The 15979-nt window shown below is 36.3% G+C and carries 16 protein-coding genes and 1 pseudogene; 7 read left to right on the top strand and 10 right to left on the bottom strand.

The window, feature by feature from the left end:
* Positions 1–159: 159 nt before the first annotated feature.
* Entirely contained in the window at positions 160–1212 is a 1053-nt protein-coding gene (locus J2S74_RS18300; protein WP_307328309.1) for a GTP-binding protein, read from the top strand.
* Positions 1213–1748: 536 nt separating this feature from the next.
* A complete protein-coding gene (locus J2S74_RS18295; protein ID WP_307328306.1) occupies positions 1749–2063 on the top strand; it encodes a hypothetical protein in 315 nt (104 codons plus the stop codon).
* Positions 2064–2110: 47 nt separating this feature from the next.
* On the opposite strand, the gene J2S74_RS18290 is transcribed toward J2S74_RS18295, so the two are convergent.
* The 3 genes from J2S74_RS18290 to J2S74_RS18280 all read right to left on the bottom strand — a co-directional run bounded on the left by J2S74_RS18290 (position 2111) and on the right by J2S74_RS18280 (position 4630).
* On the bottom strand, positions 2111–2608 hold the full coding sequence (locus J2S74_RS18290) for a hypothetical protein (RefSeq protein ID WP_307328304.1): 498 nt from the start codon (positions 2606–2608) through the stop codon (positions 2111–2113).
* A 20-nt stretch (positions 2609–2628) separates the two neighbouring features.
* Positions 2629–3744, bottom strand: coding sequence for a mandelate racemase/muconate lactonizing enzyme family protein (locus tag J2S74_RS18285; protein WP_307328302.1), 1116 nt, complete (start codon positions 3742–3744; stop codon positions 2629–2631).
* Between the two features lie 109 nt (positions 3745–3853).
* Positions 3854–4630: a TatD family hydrolase gene (locus J2S74_RS18280; protein ID WP_307328299.1), complete on the bottom strand. Its 777-nt coding sequence runs from the start codon at positions 4628–4630 to the stop codon at positions 3854–3856.
* 153 nt (positions 4631–4783) lie between these two features.
* Here J2S74_RS18280 and J2S74_RS18275 point away from each other — a divergent pair, with 153 nt between their 5' ends.
* The gene (locus tag J2S74_RS18275; RefSeq protein ID WP_307328297.1) at positions 4784–4918 is read left to right on the top strand and encodes a hypothetical protein; all 135 of its coding nucleotides are present in this window, start codon (positions 4784–4786) and stop codon (positions 4916–4918) included.
* Positions 4919–5200: 282 nt separating this feature from the next.
* Here the strand turns inward: J2S74_RS18275 and J2S74_RS18270 are convergent, their stop codons facing one another.
* From J2S74_RS18270 to J2S74_RS18260, 3 genes and pseudogenes are all read right to left on the bottom strand, one after another.
* On the bottom strand, positions 5201–5668 hold the full coding sequence (locus J2S74_RS18270; protein WP_307328295.1) for a hypothetical protein: 468 nt from the start codon (positions 5666–5668) through the stop codon (positions 5201–5203).
* Positions 5669–5773: 105 nt separating this feature from the next.
* Positions 5774–6232, bottom strand: a pseudogene (locus tag J2S74_RS18265) (class I SAM-dependent methyltransferase).
* Between the two features lie 75 nt (positions 6233–6307).
* Entirely contained in the window at positions 6308–7681 is a 1374-nt protein-coding gene (locus J2S74_RS18260; RefSeq protein WP_307328291.1) for a hypothetical protein, read from the bottom strand.
* A 316-nt stretch (positions 7682–7997) separates the two neighbouring features.
* Here J2S74_RS18260 and J2S74_RS18255 point away from each other — a divergent pair, with 316 nt between their 5' ends.
* Both J2S74_RS18255 and thiO read left to right on the top strand, forming a co-directional pair.
* A complete protein-coding gene (locus J2S74_RS18255) occupies positions 7998–8780 on the top strand; it encodes a thiazole synthase (RefSeq protein ID WP_307328288.1) in 783 nt (260 codons plus the stop codon).
* A 395-nt stretch (positions 8781–9175) separates the two neighbouring features.
* Positions 9176–10288 (top strand): glycine oxidase ThiO, encoded by a 1113-nt coding sequence (gene thiO / locus J2S74_RS18250; RefSeq protein WP_307328286.1) that lies wholly within the window; start codon positions 9176–9178, stop codon positions 10286–10288.
* Between the two features lie 66 nt (positions 10289–10354).
* Here thiO and J2S74_RS18245 read toward each other — a convergent pair whose 3' ends face one another.
* Together J2S74_RS18245 and J2S74_RS18240 are read right to left on the bottom strand one after the other, a co-directional pair.
* Positions 10355–10993 carry a gamma-glutamyl-gamma-aminobutyrate hydrolase family protein gene (locus J2S74_RS18245; protein ID WP_307328549.1) on the bottom strand — a complete coding sequence of 213 codons (639 nt, stop codon included), beginning with the start codon at positions 10991–10993 and terminating at the stop codon, positions 10355–10357.
* An 87-nt stretch (positions 10994–11080) separates the two neighbouring features.
* Positions 11081–12310 (bottom strand): MFS transporter, encoded by a 1230-nt coding sequence (locus J2S74_RS18240; protein ID WP_307328282.1) that lies wholly within the window; start codon positions 12308–12310, stop codon positions 11081–11083.
* A 150-nt stretch (positions 12311–12460) separates the two neighbouring features.
* On the opposite strand from J2S74_RS18240, the gene J2S74_RS18235 reads away from it, so the two are divergent.
* A complete protein-coding gene (locus J2S74_RS18235) occupies positions 12461–14236 on the top strand; it encodes an ABC transporter substrate-binding protein (RefSeq protein ID WP_307328279.1) in 1776 nt (591 codons plus the stop codon).
* A gap of 57 nt (positions 14237–14293) precedes the next feature.
* On the opposite strand, the gene J2S74_RS18230 is transcribed toward J2S74_RS18235, so the two are convergent.
* Positions 14294–15076, bottom strand: coding sequence for a class I SAM-dependent methyltransferase (locus J2S74_RS18230; protein WP_307328277.1), 783 nt, complete (start codon positions 15074–15076; stop codon positions 14294–14296).
* Positions 15077–15276: 200 nt separating this feature from the next.
* Here J2S74_RS18230 and brfA point away from each other — a divergent pair, with 200 nt between their 5' ends.
* On the top strand, positions 15277–15534 hold the full coding sequence (brfA, locus tag J2S74_RS18225) for a ribosome rescue factor BrfA (protein WP_307328274.1): 258 nt from the start codon (positions 15277–15279) through the stop codon (positions 15532–15534).
* Here brfA and J2S74_RS18220 read toward each other — a convergent pair.
* Positions 15526–15960 (bottom strand): SRPBCC domain-containing protein, encoded by a 435-nt coding sequence (locus J2S74_RS18220; RefSeq protein ID WP_307328273.1) that lies wholly within the window; start codon positions 15958–15960, stop codon positions 15526–15528. The genes brfA and J2S74_RS18220 overlap by 9 nt on opposite strands.
* Between the last annotated feature and the right edge of the window lie 19 nt (positions 15961–15979).

Raw genomic sequence — 15979 nt, 5'->3', positions numbered from 1 at the left:
CTTCGGGCTTCTCCTTTTTACAATGGCTCTGTTAAAGGTAAGTGTTGATTTTTGAACAGGGTTGATTGAAGCGAGCGTCCTGAAGCGAAAATCAACATCAAAGTTTAACAGAACTTTTACAATTAATCATTATTTAAGTTACCGAAAGGGGAGGTAACTATGACGAAGGAAAAACAAATTCCCATAACTTTAGTTACAGGGTTATCTGATCGACTAAAATCAGCCGTAATAAAGGATGTAAAATCACAAAATAAATCTAAAGTTATTCTGTATCGGGATACATCTGTATCCTATAGAGATATTGCGGAGGAGTGGTTTATTCAAGAAAATAGATTAACTGAAGTAGTTCATGATATAGAGGCACCTACTAAAAACAACCTCCTTTCTATAATAAATGAACAAAATAATAAAGAGATCGATCAATGGATTATTGATATAGAGAAGTTTTCAAATATCCATTTAATTATGGACGAAGATGATCTCCCTATCCAAAAACATATTCATATAGTAGATGCCGCTCATTTTTGGTTCCTATACTCTTCTAATGATTATATTGAGACACAATCCTTTAACAGTGAGGGGACAGTTGAATCTTCGTTAGGGGAGCTTCTAATATCTCCGTTAGAAATGGCTAACGTTATTCTCTTAGGTAACGTTGGTAAAATAAACCATGGACGTTTGGCTGAGTTAAAGTGGTTTATAAATAAACTTAACCCACTTGCTGAAATTTTTACAATGAATGATTTCAAAGGTGCTGGTTCTCTTTTTAAAATGACAGATAACATAAAACAACATACTTTAGAGGAGCTTTATACCTACCAATTACAACAATTTGAGCAACAAAGACCCTTAACACTCGTTGGAGAATATGGTATCGATACGTATATTTATCAAAGTCATATCCCTATTTCCCTGGAACGCCTTGAAACATTTTTTACAAAACTTCCTGAGGGTATATTACGTACAAAAGCTATATGTTACCATCCTTTAGAGAATAAAATCCATTATATTTCGCAAATTGGGCCCTCTATCGAAGTATTAACAGAAGAACAAACTTATTTTAAACAACCGACAAATAAATTCTTATCGGAATTTCTATTTATTGGTAATGGTTTAGAGCCACCTACTATAAAAAAAAGATTGGATAAATGTTTATTGATAGATGAAAGTCCTCCAGCAAAGGAATTATTAAATAAAAGAAGCCTTTCCTAACAAGTTCCGTATTCTCTCGCAAAATAGTAAAATACAATAGAAGATGTAGATAAACTATTTTCACCTTCGTGTTGTTTTATAATGAAAAAGATGAGGTTGGGACAAAAGTGTTTTTATCAATGAGAAATCCGAACGAAATAGAAATAATCAAAGTTGGTGCATATAAATCGCTTCGGAAAAATACTTCGCTATAGTAATGCACTGTTCGTATTTTCAGTTGAACATTTTAGTTATGTCCCAGCCTCCTTTCCTTTTATTTCTTTCACAAATTCAATCTTTATAAGGGTATGAGAACTGTTATATAATTCCCCATCTCCTCCTCATAATGTTTAATAAATTGTAAATTATAACAAAACTACTGATAAAGGGGTGCCCGTTCGTTCCCTTTGCATGTACCATGAATTTTGGAACCGATTATAGACGTCAATAAGGGGCATCTTTTTCGTTATGAAAAAAAAATAAACCATTGAAACTTTATAACGAATATTGTACCCTTTATAAAGAACAATAATAACATTATAAAGGAGATGTTTATATTGAAAAAGTTAAAAAGAGGTATTATTGCATTGTTAGCTGTGGGATTTGTTTTAGGTACTGTAAGTGGAGTAAGTGCCCATGAACATATACTTAAGACACCTGGAGGAAATCAAGTAATTATAAAAGAAGAACCGTTTCATGGTACTGATCCAACGAATGGAAAGAACCCTAACCTATCTGTTGACCGTGCCACTGGGGAGCTCATCTTACATCCAATCCATGAAAAATTACACACTGGACCAAGTGTAGGTAAAAGAGCTATTCAGGTCTGTGTAAATGCTGACGGAGAACCTGTACCAGGAACATGTCAATAATAAAGATAACGATTAGAGCCGCTGAATGATTGCGGCTTTTTCTTCTATTATAAGTACTCATCTGCTACTTCCAGGAGCATTTCATCATGACGTTCCGTTGCATATATTGCCTCGTTCATTAAATTTTCCGCTTCTACCCATAACGCCTCCCTTTCCTCCACCATGTATTTTTCATAAACGGTAAAAGAATCCAAAGTTAATGATGTTGCATTAATGTACTCATCATGAACTTCTTTCACTTCATCCGTCGCCACCTCGACAGACTTAACTTCTTTTAAAAATCCACTATATTCATTAATGAGACTTACTAGACCATTATAAGCCTGATCCCAGTCCTCTTCTTCCATGAACTCGATATAAAATGTTTCCATTAGAATGATGTCTTTTTTAATTAGAATTTCTCGTTGGGGCAAATAGTTATTAACATCACTTTTTACGTCAAAAACGTTTTTAAATTCATCTATTCCTTCTTTAACCGCGTCACCACAAGCAACAACTGTTGTTAAGAGGAAAAATATCATGAAGGTAATAAATAATTTTTTCATATTTGATCCCCCAAGCGTTCTCAGTAAGAGCTTCCATCCCACAGGTATTTCTTTAATAGATCTTTATTTACTTCTACCCCGATCCCAATTCCATTAGGAAGATCTACATAACCATTAGTAGCTTTAATTGGTAAAAGCTCCGTAAACGGATTTTCCATTACATCCCATTCCATTGGTTCAATGTTTTCGTCATCCATTTTACTCCAAGGTGATAAGCTTGCTTGTGCAAATAAGGCGTACAACCTTGAAAGTGCTCCATCGTAACTATGGGGTGACACCCTAATATTAAAATGGCGAGCAAGCTTTAGTGTATCCCTGAAATCTTCTATTCCATCTCCATGCAAGACATCTGGTTGGATAATATCGAAGGTATTATTGCGAAGGAGCGGTACAAACTTTGCAGCTCCTTTTATATTTTCTCCTCCTGCAAGAGGTACGGAAAGGGTCTTTCGTAACAACGTGTATGCAGAAAGATTTTCTATGGGCATTGGTTCCTCGAACCATAAGAGATTGGAGCAGCTTGAGAAATACCTTTCCCACTTTCTAGCTGTTGCCATATCATAACTTTGGTTCGCATCAAGGATAACCTGTACTTTTTCCTCGAGCCTATTTTGCAATAATGTAATATGAGCCAAGTCCTCTTTGAATGCCTTTCCCCCAACCTTCACCTTTATTTTGGTAAATCCCCTTACCGTTGTTTTTTCCACCAACGGAAGAGAATAATGGATCCAATCGTCCCTATCCGTATAGGATTGAAAGGAGGCGTAAACAGGAATACGGTCTCTCCATCTCCCTCCCCATAAATCCGATACGGAAAGATTCGCATATTTAGCTGCAATTTCCGTTAAGGCCATACTTATAGCAGCAGCAGAACGTTGATGCCATTTTTTGATTGTTGTTACTAAATTCAATCGATCTAACGCAGATTTTCCTATTAGGTAAGGTATAATTCGTTGATTAAATCCTAGATGTAATGTTGGAAGCCAATCCACACACTCCCCCCAGCCATCTATACCAGAAGATGTCATAATACGTATGAGGTAGCAGGACCTGTATTGCTTATAACCATTGGCATCACCATAGGGGTTAGAAATTTTATGAAGCAAAGGAAAAGTCTCTACCCTTTCAATTTTCATCGTTTTATCCACCTTACGAGAATTAATATGGGCATGTATGCTACGATTGTTTTATCTTGCGCTATCTAATTGTATTTATCCATATCTAAAACATGGTCTTATCATATATTCAGATAGTATAAAAGCTCTTTGTGTTCTTGTAGACTTGTTTATAAACATCTTTTATGTTTACTTTTTTTAGTTTGGCTATTTGGGCAATGGATTGGTGAATCATTTTTGGATGTGTCATCGTGTTTTTAAAGGGTCCTTCAAAAGGCCATGGTCCATCAGTTTCTACCATCATGTTGGATAATGGGTACATTTCTACAAGCTGCTGAATCTTCTCCTTATAGATAACGTCCGGTGTAATGGAAATATAATATCCGTTTTGAATCATCTGTTCCGTTGTTTTGGCATCCCCTTTAAACCAATGAAAATGAGCTTTCTCCACCGTATACTTTTCCAGCAAACCGCAAACTATGGGGGCATCCCCATAGACAGCATGAAGAACTATCGGCTTATTAAATTTCTTTGCTTTGATAATAAAGCTTTCCAATAGTTCCACATAATTTTCCTGGGGAAGTCCAGGATTGTTTCTCCTCAAATAATAGGGGAGTCCCACCTCTCCAACCCCTATCATCTCGTGTTGGTGTTTATCCATGAAGGAGTGAAGACGCTCTAGCTCCTGTTCGGAAGGGAGAGGCTGCTCGGGATGATAACCGAAGGCGGCATGCACTCCGTTATGTTTCCTGGAAAAAAATAAATTGTCCTTTGCAGAAGCCAAGTTGTTAGATACGGAAATAAGCTGTTCTATATGATATTTTTTCCTATCATGTAAAATTGTTTCCCGTTCTCTATCCTTATATAGATCGAAATGGATATGTGCATCAATAATAAGGTTGTCCATTTTATTACCTTCCTTTCGTCCTTTGTATCGCCCGAGTCATTATCCTATTTAAAACATTATTTGTTTCCGTAAAAATTCCAGAAACCAATTAAGTTACTTCCAGTATAGTTTTATTTCTAATATGAAAGTATATTAAAAACGGAGGTGAGTACGTTGTCAAAAGAAGATAAAGAAAAAAGAATTAAATATAGTATATGGGAAACACGAACGGATGAACGTCAGCTTAGAACTATAAAAAAATCTCCAAAATTAAATGGAGATACTACGTTTAATACAAAAAATAAATAATTTTAAAAAAATTCTTCGGTTTAACTGTTAAAATGATTGTAATTAACAATGTGAGAGCAGCGGATGATATTAATATTCCTTGAACATTGCCTTCTCATCTCTTTTATGTATCTTCATATCCTTTTTGGATATTATATGTTCATCTGGCGGAATATGAGCTGTATAGGTTGGGTTACTCACTTTCCCTCCAAACTAAATCTTTACATAAATATGCTATTTTACTTAAAAAAGCAATCCCTTGTGAGATTGCTTTTTGTGATTATTATTCCTACTTACATGCATTTAATATCTCTTAACAAGTTTTGTTTTTTCAAAAAAGTATTGGAATCCATATAAGATAAAAGCCTTGTAGAACAAATACAGAAAGAATTGAAAACGGTTCATTCGAACGAGTTGAGCTACTTTTAATTTTTCCATAATCCAGCTGTTAATAAAAGCAAAGAAACCGTCTACTATAGCATTAAGAGTTATAAATTTTTTAAAATCTCCGTAAGTCCACTTTAAAATCCACATCGTACCAATGAAAAAGGGACCAATATTAAAAGGAAACTCATTGGCTATATAAGAATTTCTATTATTATAGAAAACCCACCATTTTCGTTTTTTTCCAATTTGAACATTCCATGCTTCCAAAAGGCCAACAAGAATAGCCGCTGGTAAAAATCTTTTTATATTACGCCTACCTAAAAAAGGTAAAGTTAGCCAAGAAATAATTACCATTGCAATATTAACGAATAAATTATTTACCATAAAAACATAACTCCCTAAGTTCTATTTAGAATAGGTTTTGTTTTTATTCGATTTATTATTCCTTAAATTTCAAATTAAATAATTACGATTGGTCACCATTCATCTTTATTGATATCTTGTAGCAATAAAAGTTTTAATATACTTGTCTAAAATCCTTGTTCCGCCAAAGTCTCTTCATAAAAACCTGCAATAACAAACCCAGCATCAATTTGTCCTTGGATTTGGTCTTCCAAAGTATGTACGTATTCCCCTAGTACCGTTTTAAAGTTAGTCCATCACGTTTCGCTACCTTTCCGTCTTGTTCCAATTGCTTCTTAGATATATCAATAACTGTTACATCTGCCCCGGCAGCAGCTAAAATGGGTCCTTGTTGCCCTCCGCCAGAGGGTAAACAAAGTATTTTTAACCCTTCCAAGGATTCCGAAACAAATTTCTAGGGACTGGCTTTTCAGTAGTTACAGTAATTTCCCATTCACCTGCTTTATTTCTTTCTATCGTTTTGCTACTAGTTCCCTCTTCCACTTTCTTATCCCAAGCAATACTATTGTGTTTTGATATATCCACTGTCTCCCCCTTATTGAATAAGTTACTTTGATTTCTTTTAGCTGCATCAGTTTTTCTATTAACTACTACGTTAGTTTAAAAAAATGTTCGAAGGATCCCCCTGCTGGAAACCTTTTCTTCTTTCCCCGTATGGGCATTAAGATAAAGCCCAGAAGTATATATATGTACCAATTCGAACTTCCCACTTAAACTGGACCAAACGATGACCGTCTCAATATATTCCTCCTCCAAGCTTGTATCCTTGGAATTTTTATATTGAGTAAGTGCATCATTCGGTTTAAGAATTCCTTCTGCATCTAGCTCATAAAATGATGGATCAAATAACAAACCGCCACTATTTTCATACCAATTCTTGAAATGAACCAGATTACCATTCCTTGCATTATAATAGACCATCAGTGATTTCTCTGTACGATAGCCATCCACAGTGAGGTTCACTTCATAGCTATAAAGTTGTGTTTTATCAGGATCCAAATCTTCAAGCTGATAATTTATCCCCCTATCATAGATCACATAATCTATTTCCCCATACTCTCGCTTTAATAAAGAGTTTAAGTTCTCAGCCACCAGTTCCCTGTCTACTAAATCCCCTTCATCAGGTGGCGTGCCAAAATATACTTCATTTATAAATCCATAACCGTTTAGCTGTCCACGAACATTCGATCTATCTCTATAAATGGTGAAATTATATTTCCTAAGGGTCTGATCCTCTTCAATTAAAATCTCATTAATTTCTTTTTCATCCATATCTAAAACATAAATAAGCCTCTCTACTATTTCATCCTCAGATAATCTGTTCATTTCCTCAGGGAGACGTTGATATAACAAATAAAAATAGCTTAAGTTATTAATCTCATTCTGTATTTTGACTATTTGTTCAACATCAATAGAATGAGTAACTGATCCTGTTTCAGTAACTAAAGGAAATCGTTCGAAGATACCGTTTAAATTTTGTTGTTCCTTATCAAGTAGTCTCGAATAGTCAATAAATGTTGAGTTCATCATATCTAATAAATCTGCTTCTGTAGTTGACCAGTGTCCCGTTGTATTTTTCAGCTTTAATAAATCTACTACGTTTATAAAGCCTTGTTGAATTGAAAACGAGTATGTCCTTCGATTATTTTCGTACCAGTTCGATTCAAAGGGGTTGAAATAGTTAGTTAAACGATTATGCTCTCTGTTAAACGATTGGATATGATTCCTTAGGAGGTCACTATTGTATTCGGAACTCCTACTATTGTTTGTATCGTGTTGAATTCCCATGAGTTGATTATTTATACCAATCGTTGCGTTTCTGATATCGGTAAGATTAAAGTAAAGTGATCTACGGTCATCGATATATGCCTGATAAACGTAAAGGATAAATAAAAATCCTATTAGAAAGCATGCAATTTTCCACACTTTTAGTTTCCGTTTCAAAGACTCGCATTGCTTTGTTGGTCCTTTCATCTAAATGCACATCCCTTAATCAATATTATCAAGTAATCAAAGTCACAACCTCTTTCAATTCTTATTATCATTTTAACATATATATCCAATATTCTTCCTTAATGATTGCTTTCACTTTAGTATGAAAAACCCTTTCTCCTTTCTATTTTCACAAATACCTTTTACAATATTAGTAGATTGTATTAATCTAATATAATGGAATGTTTAAGTATATATTTTTAATAATATGGGGAAAAGGATGGTATCCTTCTTTCCCCTGAATCCAATCAAGAGAACAACTATGAATTTATATATTTATTTTTAGGAGGATCACCAAATGAAATCTAAGAAATTGATAATTGGAGGGGTAGAACTTTCCTCTCGTTTTTTCCTAGGAACGGGACGTTATCCGAATCCCTATGTACAAAATGAAGTAATAAGAGCATCTGGTGCGAGCGTGCTTACATTTGCCATACGCCGAGCGAATCTAGAAAATCCAGACGAAGATGCCATTCTTCAGCATTTAGAAGAGGATCATTCTTTCACCTATCTCCCAAATACATCCGGTGCAAAGACTGCTCAAGAGGCAGTCCGAATTGCCCGTTTAGCAAGAGCATCTGGTTTAAGTGATTGGATTAAGGTAGAAATTAGTGCCAATGAAAAAACGTTGTTACCAGATCCAATCGAAACATTAAAGGCAACGGAAATTCTTGTTGAAGAAGGGTTCACCGTACTTCCTTATACATCCGATGATCCCATTTTATGTAAACGCCTGGAAGAAGCAGGTGCAGCAGCGGTTATGCCAGGAGCAGCTCCAATTGGTACGGGTCTCGGCGTATTAAACCCTTATAATTTGTCCTTAATTATCGAGGAAGCGAATGTACCAATTATCGTTGATGCCGGCTTAGGTTCTGCCATGGATGTGGCTCAGGTGATGGAATTGGGTGCTGATGGTGTTCTAATGAACACACCTGTGGCGAAAGCAAAAGATCCAGTAAAGATGGCACTTGCCATGAAGTATGCCATTGATGCCGGCCGATTGTCCTATGAAGCTGGAAGAATTCCAAAGAAAAAATACGCTACCGCTTCTAGTGGCTTGCAAGACTTTATTTCTAACTAAACAGTTGAGATGAGTGAGTGCACGAAAATTTTAACTTGAATCTTTTTCGTGCACTGGGTGGGGGCTGCTGTGCATAAAATTCAGTGGAAACAAAAAATTCGTGCAGTGGAAGGCTCGTTGAGTGTACTAAAACGGCAACCGGATTCAATTTCGCAAACTAGACGGAGACTGTAGTACACCAAATTCATTTAAAACAATAACTTCGTGCAGTAGAGGGCACGTTTGGTGCACTAAAATAGCAACTGGACCCAATTTCATGTACTGGACAGGAGTTGCTGTGCATGAAATCCAGTAAACTCTTGCATTTGGGGCAGTGAAAAACCTCCCCCTGTTGCAAGTTAGGTAAACGTCAGTGAATCCATTACCATGAATTATAATATAACGGAGGGCCACATATGAAAGAACACATAATCGTTCTAGGCGGAGGTGTGATTGGATTAGCTACGGCTTTTTCTTTAAGTCGCCGCGGACATGAGGTTACAATACTCGAAAAAACAACATGTGGAGGGCAGGCATCTGGTGCGGCTGCTGGGATGCTCGCACCATACACGGAAATTGGGGAAGATCCTGATCCTTTTTTCAAGTTTTGCTTAAACAGTTTACGAATGTTCAAGGAGTGGCAGCAGGATGTGAAAGATGCTTCGGAAATCGACTTTGAATATACAGAGAGCGGAAGTATTCATGTCGTCTACCATGAATCGGACATTCTTCCCCTAGAGACTAGAATTGCTTGGCAAAAAGAGTTTGGGTCTGATGCTGAAATCGTAGATAAGGAACAGTTGAAATCACTGGAACCAAATCTATCAGATGCTGTGATTGCTGGGATTTATTCTAAGGAAGAAAGTCACGTATTTGCTCCTGAATATGTCAGAGCATTAAAAATTGCCTGTCAGAACAACGGTGTGACTATTATCGAACAAACGGGAACCGTTACAGTAGAAGAATGGAAATCTACCCCTATTCTTAAAACGGAGGATGGTAATCAATATACCGGGGACCGCCTCGTTATTTGCTCTGGGGCTTGGGCTCAAGAATTAGAAGAAACCTTTCAGATTCGAATCCCTGTATTCCCAATCCGCGGGCAAATTTGCGCATACAAACTTGAGCCAGAAAAAGTAAATCATATTATAACGAGTAGTCAAGGATACCTAGTTCCAAAAGCAAATGGTACGTTAGTAAATGGTGCCTCAGAAGATATTGCTGGTTTTTCCACAGATGTCACAGAAAAAGGTATTTCCCGACTTGTTAATTGGAACAAACGAATCCTTCCATTTTTAGAGGCAAAGACTCCTTTTCACACATGGGCAGGACTTCGACCAGCAACCCAGGATGGCTTTCCACTACTGGGACCTCTGGAGGACGCTCCTCATATCATTTTCGCTACTGGGCATTACCGCAATGGTATTTTATTGAGCGCACGTACTGGAGAAGCGGTTGCGGACATAATTTCTGGAAAACCATTAGACCCATCTACACAAACAGCTTTTAATCCAGAAAGGTTTTCTTAAATCTGAAAAATAAGCGAAGCCCTAGTGCATTATAAATTTAATGCACTAGGGCTCCGTCATACTTACTTAGCATTTACATGCTCTTACAAATTCTAAAAACAGTTTAAAGTTATAATCGTCCAACTTGTAGTTAAACTCAGGGTGCCATTGAACAGCTAAAATAAATTTTTTATTTGGCATGACAACTGCTTCTATCAACCCATCTTCAGCATTGGCGGCAGACATTAGCTGTTCCGATAAATTCTTAATTCCCTGATGATGATAACTATTTACTTTTAAAGAATCTGTTTGAAGAAGATGATAAAGCAAGGTATCTTTTGCTATGTAAACATTGTGAACAGGTTTCGTGTATGGTGGCTTTTGCTTATGTTGAATATGACTCACACTCAGTTGGGTTGGAATGTCCTGATATAGTGTTCCGCCTAGCAAGACATTAAATAATTGCAGACCACGACAAATCCCTAATGCTGGTTTATCCAATTCTACTACTTTACTAAAAAGAATCGCCTCCATAATGTCTCGTTCATTGCACAATTCCCCACTAAAATCCTCTATTTCTTCACCATACAACTCTGGATTTATATCGTGACCGCCTGTAAATAGAAAGCCATCAAAAGTTTTGGCTAATCTTAGGATCATATCTTTATCTGTGATCAACGGTAACATTATCGGGATTCCACCAGCATCTCCCAATTGCTTATAAATGGAATATTTATTAACAGAGGCTGTTCAAAAAGTTCGGTTTCTTAACAGCCACGAATATTGTATCTAGAACTTACTTCACTGCCTTTTTTATGTAACCTGATAAAAACGTGTTCTCAATAAGCCCATGAAGATGATCGATACGATGACAACGGTTATAAGAAATAGTGGTCGAATTGGAAGTATTTCTGCCCATATTCCTGCAAAAAGCAACCCCACCGGCATGGCAAGTTTCATTAACATGGAGGAGGTTCCAGATACTCTCCCTAACAAATGATTCGGAGTAAACTCCTGTCGAGCTGCTAAATAAATGATGTTAACGATAGAAACAGCAAAGGTACGAATAGCGAGGGAAATACCAATCACCCACCATGTATTAGCAAAAATTAGAATGGTGAACCCAATGATTTCAATGACTAAGGAGTAAGTAAATAGCTTTCCCCTTGGAATATAATTTAATATTTTTTTAACCGCTAAGGCCCCTAACAAACCACCTAATGCACCGAAGCTTAACATTAATCCAATTTGAGATTCCGTAGCACCTATGATATCTACAGCAAAAAATAGAAGCACACCAATAACCATACTAGACGCAAGATTCACAAACAGAATGGCAATGGTTGGTGTTAACAACAATTTATTACCGAATAGTTCCTTAATCCCCTCTTTTAAATCCATCCAAAAGCTATTCCTTGTATTTTGACGTTCCACTGGAGGTATTCTTATTTTTGTTAAAAAAATCAATAGTATGGAAATACAAATAAATTGTATGAACAGTGTCCCTTCAAAGGTGGTGGCAGCAAGAATAAATCCCGTTATTCCAGGACCAACCATACGAATCATTGTATCCATAAAACTAAGCTTCGCATTAGCTTCCGTTAATTGTTCTTTGGCAATTATTTGTGGAAGGGAAGAATGATAAGCATTACCAAAAAAGTAGCCTGAGCCGGAAAATAGGAATCCTAATAAAAATAAGGACCAAAGCTGAATTCCTTGGGAAAGGAGTAGTAACAAAATTCCTCCAATAGCCAACCATTGAACGAGAACCGTAATGGTCATGATCTTCTTTCGATGGACCCTGTCCACAATAACCCCAGCAACCATTCCTAAAAGTACATTCGGCAATATCTCCATTACCCTTATCCCACTCATTGCCAGAGCACTTTGGGAGAGATCATAGATTAATAAGGGCATCACAATCATATAGATTTGCAAGCCAAATAAAGAGATAGCACTTCCTCCCCATAAGAAAAGGAAATTTTTATTTTTACAAAGAGATGTAGTTTTAAGCTTTGTCTTTATCTTTTTTGTTGCTTCCATCTTACCTAACCCCCTAATGTAAAATTATCAATTTCATAGAATTTATAGATTATTTCCAATTTCTATGGTACAAAGATAAAACAGGAAGAAAAAGACCCTAAATGAATTAAAGAAACACTTCACCTTTTAGAGAAAGGGGAACAAAACAGGATGAAATTAGAAGAACATTACTTCACCCTTTATCAATCTTGGGGGCCAGGGAGTAAAAAAGTATTTATTTCTGAGGTTGCGCAAAAGCTGAAGTGCTCTGACCGCCATGCCAAATCTATTGTGAAACAAATGAAAGAAAAGAATTGGATAGAATGGATACCAAATCCAGGGAGAGGGAAAGCCACAAGCTTAACCTTCCTATTGAAGCCGAACGAAATTGAAGAACAGCAAGTTCAAACTTGGATACATAACGGAGATATCCCACAAGCACTTAAATGGATGGAAAGTCAAAAGGAGTTGGGGGCCTCTTTCGTGGAATGGCTAGAAGGCCAATTTAATTGGACACCTTCTCACCAACAAGAAGATGGTTTAGACACCCTAAGCTATCCATACTACCAACCTATTCACACCCTTGTCCCTTGTTATATTTCAACAAGGCATGAAGGACATCTAGTGGAGCATGTTTATAATCGTCTAATTACTTATTCCCATTACGATAAAACCTTTCACCCCGAAATCGCCCACCATTGGGACTCAGAGGACAATGGGAGGATCTGGCGTTTTTACATAAGAAAAGGAGTTTTGTTTCATGATGGGAGCCCGTTAACGTCAAAAACAGTAAAAGAAAATATTCTTTTTTGGAAGGATCATCAACGGGATGGCTGGAAGTTAGATATTTTAAATGACATTAAGAAAATCAATATTGTCTCTACCACGATTATCGAGATTCATTTAAATTCACCCAACCAAATGCTTTTACATTTATTCACAGATCATAAAGCAATGATGATTCCAGTCCATCTCTATGAAAAAGATAAAGAGAGATTTCGAAAACACCCTATTGGAACTGGTCCTTATGAGATCACGAGGCACCGGAATGGCCATATGGTATTAAAGGCTTTTACCCACTATTTCGGATATCGTCCACTATTAGATAAAGTAGAGCTTTACAGTATACCTAATTCACCATTACCACCAAGGCGACAGGTTCATTATCGAATTGTTGGAAAACATACCACAGACATTAAGCATTATGATTGGTTTCCCCCACGACTTGGGGGTGTATACCTTGTGGTTAACCATCAAAAGGAAGGTCTACACAAACATCCTGATTTTCGAAAAATGCTCTCCCATGCTATTGATCGCTCAAAATTATTTCAGAACCATCCGTACCATGCCGTTTGGTTCCCAGATAGTTTCATTGATGAAAATGCAGGAATTCTGAGGCAGCACGCTAATGTACAGGAGGCGAAAGCTTGGTTTCATGCCAATGGCCTTAAAGGAAAAACCTTAACACTAACTTCTACATGCCTTGAGCATAATGCTTATTTCGGTTTTGAATTAGGGGTATTCAAGGAAGTATTTAAGGAAATGGGTATCACGTTGGAAACGAATTACGTAGATATTAACGAACTGCACAAAAAAGAACATATGGAAAAAACAGATATCATTATTGCAGGTGTCGGTTTAGGTGAAAACCCATTAGTTTCCATGTTAAATGCTATTACATCTGAAACTAGCTATATTTGCAACACCATGCCACCAGAAGCAAAGGTTCATCTAGACTCCTTAATTACTACCGTCAGACAAAGTCCTGACACACAAACCGCCTATGAAAATTTAAGAAACATTGAAAATTTTTTATTAGATAATTATTATGTTATTTTCTTATATCAACGGAAAATTCACATTAATGTAGAGGCAGACGAAAGGCTCCAAGGTATTGAAATAAACCGCTATAATCGTTTAAATTACCACAAGCTTTGGTATAAGTAGGACATCTTAAAAAATGGCTTGGGATCCATCCCAAGCCATTTTTTAACTTGATAGTTTCTATAACTCTCTGGTCTTTTTACAAACATAAATCATTTGATGACTATCTTCTGTTAAAGGACTTTCATTCCAGTCTTTGTAAATTTGAGTTATCTCAAATCCATTTATCATCAGTATTCTTTCCATTTCTTTTGGGTACACATAACGTAAACCTATATTCGTCCTTACTTCATCTACAATTTCTCCAGTTGAATCTATATACTTCCTTATGGTCATATTGTGCTGTACTTGATTTAAAGGGTCGTAACTGCTGACAGTATAAACATCAACCTTATTATTCGTTTCCTTATCAATATAAGACCTCCAGTACTCTTCTTCATTTTGTTGCAGTAATTCTTCTTCACTAGGAAACCTAGTTCCAAAAATAAAGATACCCTCCCTTTCTAAGTGCCTGTTTACAGATATTAGAAAACCATCTTGAGCATCGTTTGTTAGGAAATGCTGAAATGAATTTCCAACTGAATATATAAATTTGCTCTTTATACCTAAATCCAAATTAGTACAATCCTGTTTAACCCACTTTATATTTAAATGAAGATTTAATGCCTTCTTTTTTGCTTCCATTAACATTCCGTTATGTACGTCTACCCCTATCAGATGAAAACCTTCTAAAGCTAAAGGAATGGTTGCTCGTCCAGTACCACAGGCCAAATCAATAATTACACCAGCTGCTGCTTTAGCTGCCCATTTTAATAAAATTGTTACATCTTCTCTGTAGGCATCATTTTCTTTATCATATAAAATTGGATCATCGTATTCTTCTAGGTTTTCAAATTTGTTCATTTGGCTCTCCTTTAACTATATTATTCTATTATAAGACGTGTTCAATCTACCTTTGAAAAGGCTGTTTCTTCATTTCAATTCCAATATTAACACTATTTTTCTCGATCATGGGGAAAAAGAGTACTACTATTTTAATATGAATCCCTTCCCCTTTTTCCATATTTTAGTTATAATATAAACCTTAAGGGAGTGAAAATGAAATGGCGAAATCAAATGCTAAAAAGAAAAGGGATTTTGTTTTGCGAACAACCAAACGGGATGTTACAAACTCACGAGGACATCAAGCAGCCTTCAGTACACACGTAAGAAAAACGAAAACAAAGAAAGAAAAGCTAAGAAACCAGGAAACAAAACACCATAAGCGTTACCTTCAAGGTTATCAAAATGAAGGCAACGCTTTTTTAATTTCATTAAATTTTAATACTTTACTATATTCCATTTCTCCGAAACTAGTTTAAAGTCACTCGATCCACTTCCTTAAACATGGAACTTCCCGTTTCAAGTAATGTCTTAATATCAGAGATGACAACAGGCCAATAACTGGTCCCTCTACCTAATAGATTTTCATGAATTAATGTGAACTTCACAACGTTCTCGTTCTCCAATTCTTCTAATCTATACGTAATAATGGAAGGTTTTAAATCATCACCAGCATCGTTCCAGTTATAAATGAGTAATTTGTAGGGCCTCACTGCTAATACCTTCCCTTTTCCGTCTAGTTTGCCATCACTCAACCATGCCTCTATTTTCGCTCCTACTTTCCATTCCGAACGAAACTCTCTAGCACCGACACACTGTTTCGTGAAATCACCATTCGTTAGAACTTCCCATAGTTGCACAGGTGAAGTTTTGATAAACACTTCATAAATGTAAGATTTAGACACCATAATTTTCCCCTCATCC

The organism is Evansella vedderi, assembly GCF_030813435.1.
In the GTDB taxonomy this organism is placed as follows: Bacteria; Bacillota; Bacilli; order Bacillales; family Salisediminibacteriaceae; genus Evansella; species Evansella vedderi.
Note: the sequence above shows the minus strand (reverse complement) of the source record. Positions and strands in the feature narration are given on the sequence as shown.

What these genes read in the sequence shown, in the direction of transcription:
- J2S74_RS18240 (WP_307328282.1), bottom strand. Translation starts at nt 12,310, where the DNA reads ATGGAAGCAACAAAAAAGATAAAGACAAAGCTTAAAACTACATCTCTT.
- thiO (WP_307328286.1), top strand. Translation starts at nt 9,176, where the DNA reads ATGAAAGAACACATAATCGTTCTAGGCGGAGGTGTGATTGGATTAGCT.
- J2S74_RS18230 (WP_307328277.1), bottom strand. Translation starts at nt 15,076, where the DNA reads ATGAACAAATTTGAAAACCTAGAAGAATACGATGATCCAATTTTATAT.
- J2S74_RS18270 (WP_307328295.1), bottom strand. Translation starts at nt 5,668, where the DNA reads ATGGTAAATAATTTATTCGTTAATATTGCAATGGTAATTATTTCTTGG.
- brfA (WP_307328274.1), top strand. Translation starts at nt 15,277, where the DNA reads ATGGCGAAATCAAATGCTAAAAAGAAAAGGGATTTTGTTTTGCGAACA.
- J2S74_RS18235 (WP_307328279.1), top strand. Translation starts at nt 12,461, where the DNA reads ATGAAATTAGAAGAACATTACTTCACCCTTTATCAATCTTGGGGGCCA.
- J2S74_RS18285 (WP_307328302.1), bottom strand. Translation starts at nt 3,744, where the DNA reads ATGAAAATTGAAAGGGTAGAGACTTTTCCTTTGCTTCATAAAATTTCT.
- J2S74_RS18255 (WP_307328288.1), top strand. Translation starts at nt 7,998, where the DNA reads ATGAAATCTAAGAAATTGATAATTGGAGGGGTAGAACTTTCCTCTCGT.
- J2S74_RS18290 (WP_307328304.1), bottom strand. Translation starts at nt 2,608, where the DNA reads ATGAAAAAATTATTTATTACCTTCATGATATTTTTCCTCTTAACAACA.
- J2S74_RS18280 (WP_307328299.1), bottom strand. Translation starts at nt 4,630, where the DNA reads ATGGACAACCTTATTATTGATGCACATATCCATTTCGATCTATATAAG.
- J2S74_RS18300 (WP_307328309.1), top strand. Translation starts at nt 160, where the DNA reads ATGACGAAGGAAAAACAAATTCCCATAACTTTAGTTACAGGGTTATCT.
- J2S74_RS18260 (WP_307328291.1), bottom strand. Translation starts at nt 7,681, where the DNA reads ATGAAAGGACCAACAAAGCAATGCGAGTCTTTGAAACGGAAACTAAAA.